Consider the following 12,437-nt stretch of genomic DNA (forward strand, 5'->3'; position numbering starts at 1 on the left):
TCCTTCGTTTCGTCTGCTTCGTCTGCACTCCGGCTCTGGTAGAATGTCCGTGAGCCCCACAGGCCTCACATCATTCGATGGATTCCGGCCAGTCTGCGGCGCCGCGCCGTGCGAGGGGGCTAGGCGCGGGTTGCGCGGAGCGCGCCGCGATCGCATGCTCGTCACGACATGTCGGCCGGCGTGCGATAGCGGTGACGCGCGCGCCTACGACGACGCACGGCGACGTGATGTCGCCTGACGGCGAAAGGGGGGGACGATGTTCCTGCGATGGGCGTTCGGCTTTTGTTCGGTGTTTTTCTTCGCCTTTCCTGCGCTGGCGCAGAATACGCGGATCGCGAACTTCACCTATGCTGGCAGCGGCTGCCCTGTCGGCTCCGCCGCGGGGGTGATCTCGCCTGATCAGAAGGCGTTGACAGTCATCTTCGACCAGTTCGAGGCGCACGCCGGCCCGGGCATCGGCCGCGCCTCGAACCGCGCGTTCTGCCAGCTGGCCGTGGATCTGCGGTTCGATCCGGGGTGGCAAGTCGCGGTCTTCGACGCCACGTACCGGGGGTTCGCCGACCTGGAGGGCGGCGTCCAGGGGCTCCACGAGACATCGTATTATTTCTCGGGGTCGCCGCTCACCTCGGGGCCGCTCACGTGGAGCATGATCGGGCCGTTCACGAGCAATTTCTCGCGCACGGACAACTTCACGACCACGGTCTGGTCCGAGTGCGGCACCGTACGGCCGCTCAACATCAAGACGAGCCTCTATGTCACGAACCGGCTCGCGCCGTCGAGCTCCGGGGTGTTGACCAACGACACGACCGACGTCCAGGTGCGGATCGAGTACGGCCTCGTGTTCCGCCCCTGTCCCGGTCCCTGAGGTCGGCAGGGCGCCCGGCGCGGCGGTGCCGCGCCGGGCTCGCTCACGCCATCAGGCAGCCGGCCGACGATCCTTGCATCGGCACGATGGCCAGGATCTCCCCGGTCTCCCCGAAGATCAGGAGCCGCGCGACGATGGCCTCCTTGCCCGTGCCGCACAGGGGCAGGAGCGCGAGCCGGACCGCTGGCCCGTTGCCTCCCTCGAACTTGAGGGCGAGCAGCTGCTTTTCGTCGCACTCCTCGAGGAGCTCCACGTCCGCCTCGATCTGGACCGGCGCCACCCGCGTGCACGCCTTGGCCTCGCCGAAGCTGTCCACCGTGCAGCGGTTGGGGTCGAGCGAGATCCGGACCCGAGGCGACCCCTGTTCGCTCACCGAGATGATCTGGATCTGATGAACCGCAATCCCCTTCTGGAGCGGGATGGGCTCCACGAGATAGCCTGTTTCCAGCCGCAGATTCTTGATTTTCATCGGACCCCCGCCTCTCGGCCGCGCGTCCCGCGATCTCCGCCCATCGCGGCGCCGCGGCGGCGCGCCTGCTTCCACGAGAAGCACCGGTTGTGCCGGCGCGCGCGCGCGGAGCCCGCACGCGCGCCCTGCTCCGCCATCGCGCTCGGCGGAGCGTCGTCGGCCGCCGCGCCGCCGCGCCGCCGTCCGCTCGTCAAGGCTCAGACGAGCCCGAACTTGTAGGTATCAAGGAGCCTGGCGAGGAGCGCCGCGTGCGCCGGATCCGCGAGGGAGCCGAGCCGGGTCACCTCGAGCTCCGCGCTGACGCGCTCGAAGAGGGCGGCGCAGACGCGGGTCGGATCGTGGCGCGCGACGTACGCGATGCCGTCGGGTCGCCTCGGGTGGTCGTGGATCGCGCGCGCCCAGCGGTGGGCGGCCCGATAGGACTCCCCCGAGGTCAGGCGGGCGTCGGCCCCGAGGCGCACCAGCCCCTCTCCCGTGAGGTTCACGAGCCGCAGCGGCCGCCGCGGCGCGATGCGCGCGAGCCCCCGCGCGGCGAGCTCGCTCTGCTCCACGAAGCGCACGCCGGTCGCGTGGCCGAACACCTCGATGAACGCGCAGCGCGGGTCCTTCCCGGCGTACAGCACGCCGAACTCGCCGTCCGGCGCGTCGAAGCGGTTGTCGCCCGAGCGACCGAAGTGCAGCGGTTCACGCGTGAGCCAGTGGATCCGGAACCAGCTCCGCCGGTAGATCGCGATGGGGAGCGGCGACGTCGCGAGGTCGAGGGGCGGGTCCGGATGCGCCCCGAGCGTCGTCGTCATCGCGGCGCGTTCTCAGGCCGCGCCTTGCTCACCGAAGGTGCGGGCGGCGAGCCGCACGGCGTCCAGCTCGCCGCGGCGGAGCCAGTCGAGCGGCCGCTCGCCGTCGAGGCGGAGGTTGCCGGAGAGGAAGAAGCGGACCTTCGCCAGCGGAGGATGCGCTTCGAGGAGGGCCAGGATCTCCTCCATCCCCGGCAGCAGGCCTTCGTCCGCGAACTGCCATGCGGGGTAGAGGTGGCCACGAGCGCCGATGCTCACGGCCAGCAGCCTTCCGGCGGCGCGCCGCGCTTCGATCGCCTGGGGCGGGAGGTGGAGCCCCTCGCCGACCTCCTCGGCGGTGAGCGTGCCCCCTTCGGCCGCGAGGAGCGCGTCCCTCGCCTGCAGGCCGCGGAGGCGGGCCGGCGTGAGCGGATCTGCAGCGGAGAAGAGGCCGACGGCGCTCGGCTGCGTGAGCGCTGTCACCAGCGCGTCTGCGTTGCTGGGCGACGCGACCACCTCGCCAAGCTCGCTCTGATCGAGCCGCTCCGCGACCTGGGTGAGCGCGTCGATGCCGCGCGCCAGGAACTCGACCCGCAGCGGTTCACCGTCGAACTGCTGGTGGAGTCGCTCTGCAATTTCCGAAAGGGCGCTGGAGTCCCGATCCTTGGCCATGGTCGATCCAGAGGACGATGCAGCGCGCGCGCAGCACCGTCAACCAAGCGCACGCCGCCCTTCTGCGTCATTACGACCATGCTGAACGGAACGTCAGTGAGAGCCATTCCCGGTGTCGCTGGTGTCGTTCTTCTTCGGTGAGCTCACCGGCTCCCGAGTTTGTCGGGGGCGTCGGGAAGAAGGTCAGAGCTCGACCTGTTTCAGCATCGCGCTGGTGATCGACTGGCGCACGCTCGTGAGCTCTGCCCATGGGTCCCGGATCGTGGCGAGCCGCTGCGGCACGGTGTCGATGGTGAACGAGGCGGGATCGAGCGGCGCGTCGAGCTCGTCCCACGAGAGCGGCGTCGCGACGGCCGCGCCGGGGCGCGCCCGCGTCGAGTAGGGCGCCACCGCGGTGGCGCCGCGACCGTTCCGCAGGTAGTCGACGAAGACCTTGCCGGCGCGCTTCGCCTTCGACATCGTCGCGGTGTACCGCGCCGGATCGGAGCGCACGAGCGCGTCGGCCACGGCCTTCGTGAACGCCTTCACCTCGTCCCAGCCCCTGCGTGGCGCTATCGGGACCACGACGTGCAGGCCTTTGCCGCCGGTCGTCTTGACGAAGCTCTGTAGCCCCAGCGACGAAAGGAGGCGCCGCGTCGTCCTCGCCGCGTCCGCCACGCGCTCCCACGGGAGATCCGGCGCTGGATCGAGGTCGAACACCATCCTGTCGGGCTGCTCGATCCGGTCCACGCGGCTCCCCCAGAGGTGCACCTCGAGCGCCCCCATCTGGACGAGCGACACGAGCCCTTCGGTGGTCTTGATATAAAGATAGGTGCGCTCGCCGTCGTCCTCCTCGACGGCCATCCGCTGGATCGCCTCGGACAGCCCCTCGGCCTCGTGCCTTTGAAAGAAGCATGGCTTGCCCTGGCCTGCGGGGCAGCGGACCAGCGTGAGCAGCCGCTTCTCGGCGTGGGTCAGCATGTGCTCGGCGATCTGCTCGTAATACCGGGCCAGCGCGAGCTTCGTGATCCCCTGCGCGGGATAGAGCACCTTGTCGGGGTTCGTCAGCGGCACCCCGGCGACGTCGACCCGCGCCGCGCCGCCGCTGCTCCGGCCCCCGCGCGGGGTCTTGCCCCCCGTCGTGCTCGCGGCTTTCCTCGGCGCCGCGCCGGCCGCTCTGCTTGGCGCCGCGCCCGCCGCCTCGCCGGGCGGCGATCGCGGCGGCGGCTGTTCGCGCTCGACGGTGACCGACTCCGGGGTGCGGTCCTCGCGGAGCCCTTCGAAGGAGGGGTGTCGCAGCCGTCCGTCGCGCGTCCACTCGGAAAAGCGGACCTCCGCGACGAGCCTGGGCTCGACCCAGCGCGCGCCCCGCATGCGCGGCGTTCCTGAACAGGCCGGCGTGGCGCGTACGATCGGATCGAGGCGGCTGCGCAGGGTCGTCAGCGTCTTGCTCGTGAAGCCCGTGCCCACCTTGCCGGCGTAGGCGAGCTTGCCTGATCTGTTCACGCCGACGAGGATCGCCCCCAGCCCTTTCCGGGCGCCGGACGGCTCGGTGAAGCCGACGATCACGAGCTCCTGGCGCCGGCCGCACTTCACCTTGAGCCAGCTGTCGCCGCGCCCGCTCCGGTAGGGCGCCTCCGGGCGCTTCGCGATGACGCCCTCGATCCCGAGCTCGCACGCGTGCTGGACGACGGCGGAGCCGTCCTCCGCGACGTGCTCCGTGTAGCGCAGGTGCCCATCCTCGGGCGCTTCCGCGAGCAGCGCCTCGAGCGCCCGCTTGCGGGTGACCTGTGTGCACCCGCGGAGATCGCGGCCGTCGAGGTAGAGCAGGTCGAAGGCGAAGTACATCAGGCGCCCCTCGCGCCTGCCATTCCCGTCGCTGAGCGCGTTCTGGAGGGCCTGGAAGTCGGTCACGCCGTCCGGCCTCACGACGACGATCTCGCCATCCAGCACGGCCTCCCGCGCAGGCAGCTGGGCGAGGTCGTCGCGCACGCCAGCGAACCGCTCGGTCCAGTCCTGGCCGCGGCGGGTCAGGAGCGTCACGCGCCCCCCGCGGAGCTTCGCGAGCATGCGATAGCCATCGAGCTTGACCTCGTAGAGCCACCCCTCGCCCGGGGGTGGCCCGGTGACGAGCGTCGCGAGCTGGGGCTCGATCTCGCCCGGGAACGGCCCTTTCCGGGCGCCCTCCAGAGCATCCGCGTAGGTCGGCGTCGGGCGCGGGATCGCTGCGGTGGTGTCCGCCTCTCCCGTCGCCGCGGGCGAGCGCTGTCTGCCCACGTCGGCCGCCGTTCCCCCGCGTTTGCGACGGACGGTCAGGGTTGCTTGTCGCACCGCTTGAGTCCGCTGCGCCGCGCCTTGTGCCTGTCTTTGTCCGGCCATCATCATGCCACCGTCTCTTTTGGTGGAAAAAGCAATTCCGATACCGCAATGGCATCTTCACCTGCCGGTGATTTCCCGCTCCCAGGCCGTGGCGCGGCCGGCTGAGCTCGGCACGCGCGCCCCAGAATGCGGCGATCTGCCACGCACGCGTCCTCACCCGTGGCGCACCAACCGCGCCTCTGCCCAGCAATGCTCCTCGGATCCTGGCGCACAGGCTCTCGCGCAACATCCGAGTTCCCACGCCTGCCACGGCGCCTGGAATGAACAGGTGCGCAGGACCGCGGGGGTAGGTTCAGATCAAGGAAGGACGGACTCGAGGAAATCGGCGATAGAACAAACGCTGCAACGCTGGTGCTATGCGTCGCCGCCGCTGTGATCGTCGGATGGTCGTTCCGGACGGCGTGGACAAGTCAAACGCTGCCGTGAGGGGCGAGCGATGCGGGGTACGCCCGGTGCCGGACCGAGCTACTGCAGTGCCTCGGAGGCGGTCGTCGCGGTGATGGCCTGGTCGTGCCACCGCTCCAGGGTCGCCAGCTCGACGCACGTCTCGATGCGAGCGTCGTCCAACGCGCTCAGCGCGAGCTGCCGGCGAGCGAGCACTCGTCGCAGGGCGGCGCGGGCCTCGGCCAGACGTCCCTTGCCGATGCCCTTCTCGATGCCCTTCTCGATGCCCTTCTCGATGAGCCGCTCCTGGACCTGCGGGCTCGCTTCGAGCAGCACCTCGAGGATGCGCTGCCGCCGGGCCTCCACCTCTGGGTCCTCGGCCTTGCCGAACCTCCACAGGAGCTCCTCTCGGGTCGTCGCTGACATCGCCAGGTAGCATGGCCAGCACCCACTCGATGGGCCGGCGTCCAGCTACCCACCGGCCGAACTCGTCCAGGGCTCGCCCGGAACGGGCGACCAGGAAAGCGATCAGCTCGTCACGCAGGGGGAGCTCGTTCGCCGCGACCCACAGCACCCAGTGCCCGAGCGGTGGCACTCGCAATCTAGACGCCGAAGGCCGCACCGCGGCGAATTCTCAAATGAAGACGCCCCGGTCTCCGTAATACGCTTCTCCGTACCGGCGGCTCGAGCCCCCCACACGCGACCCGTCATTGCGCGGGCGGCTCGCTCCAGTAGCGCACCAGATCAGGCAGCGCGGTCTCCGCCATGCGGGTGAGGTGCCTCACGTGATCTGGCTTCTGGGTGCCCGCATAGCCGCGGACATGGAACGCGCCCCTGTGCGCCTCGGACAGGGGGGCGAACCGGAGCCTCGCCTCGCTCGCCGCTCCGGTCAGGTCGTAGATCGCCTGCTCGTCCGCGCCCGCGCCCGGGGAGCGCTGCGCGCCCGTGAGCTTGAGGAGAGCGTCGGTGCTCTCGTGGGTGCCGGCGTAATCGCCGTTCGGGGTGATCTCCGAATGGGTGATCGACATCATCTTCTTGCCGGCGGCCGCCAGCTCGGCGAAGCGGCTGAACGGCTTGAGGCGCTCCATGTCCAGGCTGTGGTCGAGCGGCATGTAGCCGGTGTGGATGCCGTCCAGGAGAAGCACGGCGTCCACCTTGTCCGTGAACCCCGGCTGGTTCAGGAGCCCGCGAACCGCGGCGTACCCGGCGCTGAACGCCGAGAGCGCGACGCGCCGGAGCCGGGCGCCGCGCAGCCCACGGGCCTCGAGCGCCGTCTGCGCCTTCGCCATCAACGCCGGTAGATAGGAGCGGATCGAGAACTGGGTCTCGTACGCGCCAGAGCTGATGCCCAGATTGATGATCATCACAACCGCGTTGAGCCGGGCGCGATCGAACCCCGCCTGCACAACGTCGTTGACCCCGTGGAAGTGGATGACCAGATCGTACGCCCCATCCGCCGAGGCGAACGACGCGGGGATCGTGATGATCCCGTCAGGGATGGGGATCACCCCCGTTCGATCGAGCGTCGCGTCGGCCCGATCCGCGGCTGCGAGGGCCGGCGCCGCCGTTGCTGGCGTTGCCTGGAGCGGCGCGGCCGCTTCGGCCTTCGCCTCGACCCGCGCCGCCACCCCCGTCGACCGCAGGACGGCCGCGGCGGCCGCGGCAGGCTGGAGCGCCGAGCCGGCGCGGAGATCGAAGCCCGCCGCGCCGAGCTGCATCGAGACGAGCCCGCCCACCACCGCCGCGAAGGCCAGGCCGGCACCCGCGCTCAAGGCGATGAGGCGCGACGTGGAACGCCGCGTCGGAGATGCCATGAGCGGAGCCGGCGATTCGAACGGCATCGCCATGCCCCCAATCGACGCCGGCGGGCGACGGAAAATTAAAGTGGGCTCATCCTCGTCATGCGGCAGTTGGACCTCCGCGCAAGGGGGCTCAGCGGGGAACATGTCAGCGATGATGCGAGGCCTATGCCACTCATGGCAAGAGCTAAAATTCTACATGATAGGTTCGCATGCGCATGCGTCAAGGAAGTGGACCTGGTCCGACGTAGTCCCATGGTGGTTCATCGTTTGCCCAGGCGCCCATGCCCAGGGAAGCACCTTGCTCGCACACGTAGTAGCCCCGTGGTTCCGGGATTCGTGAGCGCTCGTGAGCACCTCTGAGCCGTCGGTGCTCGGACGTGGCACGGCGTGGTACGACGTGAATGTTCGAGCGTCAGCAGATCAGGAATGACGCGATCCGGCAAAATCTCTCATGAATTGGCCGCTCTCACCGTCACCTTGGTCGCGCTGCGTCATGCCCTGTGGCTCATGGGAACTCGGGACACCCGAGCGCCGGCGCGGTGAGGTCGAGGCCGCGCCGAAGCAAGCCAGTCCGCCCTCCGAGGAGGATCTGGATGGCTCCTGCGCTTCGCGCAGAGCGCGTAATCGATTTCGCGCCATCCACCGCACGACCGCTCATGGCCGGACTGACCTCCATGCGCCGGGGTGTCTCGCCGGCCCGCACGCGTCGACCGTTGCACGTCCAACGGTTCATCGACGAGGGGGCGCGCTGAGCGCGGCGCGCGCCCGCCGGGCGAGCTGGTGCTACAGGCGTCGCCCCGACGTCAGCGACGGACGACGCCCCGCTGCGCTCTGGAAATACGGCGCGACCCAGGCGCGGCGCACGTGGACCTTGACAGCGCGGGGCGCCTCTGGATCTCCTCTTTCCTCCCCACTCACCCGCACGGGCCCCCCATGACCAGCTACCCCCGCGTCTACGACGACAACACCCAGAGCATCGGCCGCACGCCGCTCGTGCGCATCCGCCGCGTGATCGAAGGCGCACGCGCGACGGTGCTGGCGAAGATCGAGGCGCGCAACCCGGCGTACTCGGTCAAGTGCCGCATCGGCGCGGCCATGGTCTGGGACGCCGAGCAGCGGGGCGTGCTCGGCCCCGGCAAGGCGATCGTCGAGGCGACCAGCGGCAACACCGGCATCGCGCTGGCCTTCGCCGCCGCCTCGAGGGGGATCGAGTGCGTGCTCAGCATGCCCGAAACGATGAGCATGGAGCGGCGCAAGGTGCTCATCGCCCTCGGGGCCAAGCTGCTCCTGACGCCGGGCCCCAAGGGGATGAACGGCGCCATCGCCAAGGCCGAGGAGCTGGCCGCCTCCGACCCCGGCCGGTACGTGCTGATGCGGCAGTTCGAGAACCCGGCGAACCCCGCGATCCACGAGACCACCACAGGCCCCGAGATCTGGGACGACACCGCTGGCAACGTCGACGTCCTCGTCTCGGGCGTGGGCACCGGCGGCACGATCACCGGCGTCAGCCGCTACTTCGAGCGCGGCCGCGGCCGCGCCCTCCACTCCGTCGCGGTGGAGCCGGTCCACTCGCCGGTCATCTCGCAGACGCTCGCCGGCCAGCCGCTCACCCCGTCCCCGCACAAGATCCAGGGCATCGGCGCCGGCTTCGTCCCGAAGAACCTCGACCTCTCCTTCGTGGACCAGGTCGAGACGGTCTCGAACGACGAGTCCATCGCCATGTCGCGACGCCTCGCGTCCGAGGAGGGCATCCTCTGCGGCGTCTCCTGCGGCGCGGCCATGGTCGCGGCGGGCCGGCTCGCGAAGGATCCGAAGTGGGAAGGAAAGACCATCGTGGTCATCCTCCCGGACGCCGGCGAGCGGTACCTCTCGGGGCCCCTCTTCGAAGGCATGTTCTCCGAGGTCGAGGCCATGAAGGCCTCGTGAGGTCGACGTGAGCAAGAAGTGTGATGCTGCCCCCTCCGAGGCGTCGGCCGACCTGCACGGCATCGTCGACGCGCTGATCGCGAGCTACCGGGCGGATACGCGCGGGCATCACATCAACAAGCGCTTCACCCCGTCGCGCCAGGAGATCACCGAGATCATCGATCTCCTGCTCCAGATCTTCTACCCGGGCTACCACGGGCGGCAGGACCTGTCGGACGAGGACCTGCTCTACCACGTGGGCACCCTGGTCTCGACGCTGCGGGACAAGCTGGAGCGGCAGATCGAGCGCTGTCTGTGCTTCCAGGACGAGACCGTCGACGCGGACCGCCTCGACGTCCCGAGGTGCCGGCAGCGGGGGCGCGACGTGGCGCGGGTGTTCATCTCCCGTCTGCCGGAGGTCCGGCGGCGCCTCCTGCTCGACGTGCAGGCGGCCTACGACGGCGATCCCGCGGCGGCGTCGATGGACGAGATCATCCTGGCCTATCCAGGCCTCCTCGCCGTGACGGTGCACCGCGTCGCGCACGAGCTGTACCTGCTCGGCGTGCCGCTCATGCCCCGGATCATGAGCGAGTGGGCGCACACGAGGACGGGGGCCGACATCCACCCAGGCGCCAACATCGGTGACAGCCTCTTCATCGATCATGCCACCGGCGTCGTGATCGGCGAGACGACCGACATCGGCGAGCACGTCAAGCTCTACCAGGGCGTGACGCTCGGCGCCCTGTCCCTGCCGCAGCACTCGCGGGGCGCGCGCGGCCTGAAGCGCCACCCCACCGTGGAGGACAGCGTCACCATCTACGCGAACGCCACGGTCCTCGGCGGCAAGACGGTGCTGGGGCAGGGGAGCGTGGTGGGCGGCTCGGTGTTCCTCACGAAGAGCGTCGCCGGCGGCCAGCGCGTCGCGCTCGAGGCCCCGAGGCTGCGGGTCGCGTCGCCGCCCCATGGCACGCCCGCCGTCGGCGGCTCCGATCCGGACAGCATCCTCGATTTCGACATCTAGACCGCCGCTCTGCTCTGCATGGCGCAGAGGCGGGCGGAGATCGCTGCAGAGCGCCAGGCGCGCCTCATCGATCGGAGTGGCCGAGAGGGCGCTCCGGGGCGACGCGGTCGCGGATCGCCTGCTTGAGCTCCTTGGGCTCGGGGAAGCGCCCTTCGACGGAGCGCGAGAAGAGCGGCGCGCCGTCGAGCGTGATGTCGAAGATGCCGCTCTCGCCCGGCGACAGGAGCACGTCGATCTCGTCAGGGAAGGTGATCAGCAGCTCCTGAGCGAGCCAGGCCGCGCGCGTGAGCCAGCGGCACTTGGGGCAATACCGGATCGCGACGAGCGGCCGTTGCGGGGCGGGGGCGGTATCCATGGCTGGATCGTAGCGCGAGCGCGCGGCGCGCGGGCGGGCTCAGACAAGGAACGCCCTGGCGAGCCCGAGGAAGATGAAGAAGCCCATGCTGTCCGTGGTGAACGTGAGCAGGACGCTCGACCCCTGGGCCGGATCGCGGCCCATGCGCTGGAGCGCGAGCGGCACCGCGCACCCGACCATCGCCGCCACCACGAGGTTCAGCAGGATGGCCGCGGCCATCACCAGACCGAGCGGGACGCTGCCGTAGAGGGCGGCGGCCGCGAGCCCCACGACCGTGCCCCAGACCGCGCCGTTCATCAGGCCGACGAAGAGCTCTTTCTTCAGGAGGTGCCCCGTGTTCACCCGCGTCAGCTGGTCGAGCGCGAGGCCGCGGATCACGAGCGCCACCGTCTGATTGCCCGTGTTGCCGCCGACGCTCGCCACGATGGGCATCAGCGCCGCCAGCGCCACGAGATCCTGAATGGTGCTCTCGAAGATGCCGATGACCCGCGAGGCCAGGAATGCCGTGAGCAGGTTGACGAAGAGCCAGAGCCAGCGGTTCTTCGCGCTCGTCCACGCGGGCGCGAAATAGTCCTCCTCTCCCGCGAGGCCCGCGCGCAAGAGCGCCTCGCTCTGGGCTTGCCGCCGCAGGAAGTCCATCATCACATCCACCGTCAGCCGGCCGACGAGCTTGCCGCGCTCGTCCACCACCGGCGCGGCGATGAGGTCGTAACGCTCGAACGCCCTGGCCGCGTCGCTCGCGCGCTCCTGCGGCGTGAAGCTCACCACGTCCGTGGACATGACAGCGCTCACCTGCGCGCGCGGCTCGCGGAGCAGCAGGTCCTTGAGCGACAGCGCGCCGCGGAGCACGTTGCGCGCGTCGACAACGAACAGCGCCTCGGTGTGCGGCGGCAGCTCGCCCCGCCGGCGCACGTCCTCCAGCGCGCCGCCGATGTCGCGGCCCTCGCGCACCGAGACGAGCTCCGGGCTCATCAGGTGGCCCACCGAGCCGTCCGGGTACGCGATCGTCGACTGGAAGAGCGACTGCTCGCGCGCGTCGAGCGACTGGTACACCTCCGCCACGATCTCCGGATCGACCGACTCGTTGATGTACGCCAGATCGTCTGGATCGAGCTGGCCTAGCAGCGCGACGAGGCGAGGGCGCTCCGTCTCCGCGACGAGCCAGTCGCGGACCGACCGCGAGGACTCGAGCAGCACCTGTGCGGCGCGGTAGGGCTCGAGCTCAGCCCACACCACAAGGCGATCCGCCTGCGGGAGCACCTCGATGATGTGAGCGAGGTCCGCCGGGTGCAGATCCCTGAGCTTCCTCTGCAGCAGGGCGAGATTTTGCCGGTGAACCAGCGCCTCGACGAGCTCCTTGTTCTTGCTCTCCTGCTTGTGCGTCAGCGTCTCGATGACGCGTTGCTTTTCGAGCAGGGTAGTCACCAGGCTCAGGCTCTCTTGCAGTTTCTCCTGGGACCTGGGCGTGCTCATGGCGGCTCCGGGCGCGGGGGCGCGCCGAGCATAGCCCGGGTCCGCGCGGCCGGTCGTATGCCGCGTGCGGTCGCGCTCGCCGTATTGACCAGACCCCATGGCTCATGGTTCTGTCGGCCCGATGAAGCGCGCGTTCGATTTGTGCGTGGTTGGGCTCTCGCTCGGAGCGATGGCCTGTGGACCGGGCCTGGAACCCGAGGTGGTCGTGCATCCTCCCCGGCCCACTGTCTCGCCGGAGAGCACCGCCAGCACGACCAGCGGCGGGTGTCCGGCCATCGGCCACGCCGAGCCGCTCATCGTCGACTGGCTCACGACACGCCGCTCCGATCTCGGGCTCGCGATGAAAGACGGCATCGCCGT

12 protein-coding genes are annotated in these 12,437 nt (G+C 70.0%); 3 read left to right on the forward strand and 9 right to left on the reverse strand.

Annotated elements, in window-relative coordinates:
* Positions 1–256 precede the first annotated feature (256 nt).
* Positions 257–865 carry a DUF4360 domain-containing protein gene (locus tag WMF11_RS19740; protein ID WP_437978570.1) on the forward strand — a complete coding sequence of 203 codons (609 nt, stop codon included), beginning with the start codon at positions 257–259 and terminating at the stop codon, positions 863–865.
* Positions 866–908: 43 nt separating this feature from the next.
* On the opposite strand, the gene WMF11_RS19745 is transcribed toward WMF11_RS19740, so the two are convergent.
* The 6 genes from WMF11_RS19745 to WMF11_RS19770 all read right to left on the reverse strand — a co-directional run bounded on the left by WMF11_RS19745 (position 909) and on the right by WMF11_RS19770 (position 7,467).
* Positions 909–1,334: a hypothetical protein gene (locus tag WMF11_RS19745; protein WP_437909935.1), complete on the reverse strand. Its 426-nt coding sequence runs from the start codon at positions 1,332–1,334 to the stop codon at positions 909–911.
* 197 nt (positions 1,335–1,531) lie between these two features.
* Entirely contained in the window at positions 1,532–2,131 is a 600-nt protein-coding gene (locus WMF11_RS19750; protein WP_437978571.1) for an RES family NAD+ phosphorylase, read from the reverse strand.
* A gap of 12 nt (positions 2,132–2,143) precedes the next feature.
* Positions 2,144–2,779, reverse strand: coding sequence for a hypothetical protein (locus tag WMF11_RS19755; protein WP_437553764.1), 636 nt, complete (start codon positions 2,777–2,779; stop codon positions 2,144–2,146).
* Between the two features lie 183 nt (positions 2,780–2,962).
* On the reverse strand, positions 2,963–5,035 hold the full coding sequence (gene ligD, locus WMF11_RS19760; RefSeq protein ID WP_437978572.1) for a DNA ligase D: 2,073 nt from the start codon (positions 5,033–5,035) through the stop codon (positions 2,963–2,965).
* Positions 5,036–5,602: 567 nt separating this feature from the next.
* Positions 5,603–5,947 (reverse strand): hypothetical protein, encoded by a 345-nt coding sequence (locus WMF11_RS19765; protein WP_437978573.1) that lies wholly within the window; start codon positions 5,945–5,947, stop codon positions 5,603–5,605.
* Between the two features lie 281 nt (positions 5,948–6,228).
* Positions 6,229–7,467, reverse strand: coding sequence for a hypothetical protein (locus WMF11_RS19770; protein WP_437978574.1), 1,239 nt, complete (start codon positions 7,465–7,467; stop codon positions 6,229–6,231).
* A 789-nt stretch (positions 7,468–8,256) separates the two neighbouring features.
* Between WMF11_RS19770 and cysK the strand changes: the two genes are divergently transcribed.
* Positions 8,257–9,249, forward strand: coding sequence for a cysteine synthase A (cysK, locus tag WMF11_RS19775; RefSeq protein ID WP_437978575.1), 993 nt, complete (start codon positions 8,257–8,259; stop codon positions 9,247–9,249).
* A gap of 7 nt (positions 9,250–9,256) precedes the next feature.
* A complete protein-coding gene (locus WMF11_RS19780; RefSeq protein ID WP_437909943.1) occupies positions 9,257–10,249 on the forward strand; it encodes a serine O-acetyltransferase in 993 nt (330 codons plus the stop codon).
* 64 nt (positions 10,250–10,313) lie between these two features.
* Here the strand turns inward: WMF11_RS19780 and WMF11_RS19785 are convergent, their stop codons facing one another.
* From WMF11_RS19785 to WMF11_RS19795, 3 genes are all read right to left on the reverse strand, one after another.
* The gene (locus tag WMF11_RS19785; RefSeq protein WP_437909944.1) at positions 10,314–10,604 is read right to left on the reverse strand and encodes a SelT/SelW/SelH family protein; all 291 of its coding nucleotides are present in this window, start codon (positions 10,602–10,604) and stop codon (positions 10,314–10,316) included.
* A gap of 39 nt (positions 10,605–10,643) precedes the next feature.
* On the reverse strand, positions 10,644–12,077 hold the full coding sequence (gene mgtE / locus WMF11_RS19790; RefSeq protein ID WP_437978576.1) for a magnesium transporter: 1,434 nt from the start codon (positions 12,075–12,077) through the stop codon (positions 10,644–10,646).
* Between the two features lie 102 nt (positions 12,078–12,179).
* Complete coding sequence (locus tag WMF11_RS19795; protein ID WP_437978577.1) at positions 12,180–12,431, reverse strand: hypothetical protein; 252 nt, start codon at positions 12,429–12,431, stop codon at positions 12,180–12,182.
* Positions 12,432–12,437: the final 6 nt, after the last annotated feature.

This window comes from Sorangium sp. So ce295, assembly GCF_051527405.1.
GTDB classification, from domain to species: domain Bacteria; phylum Myxococcota_A; class Polyangia; order Polyangiales; family Polyangiaceae; genus Sorangium; species Sorangium cellulosum_B.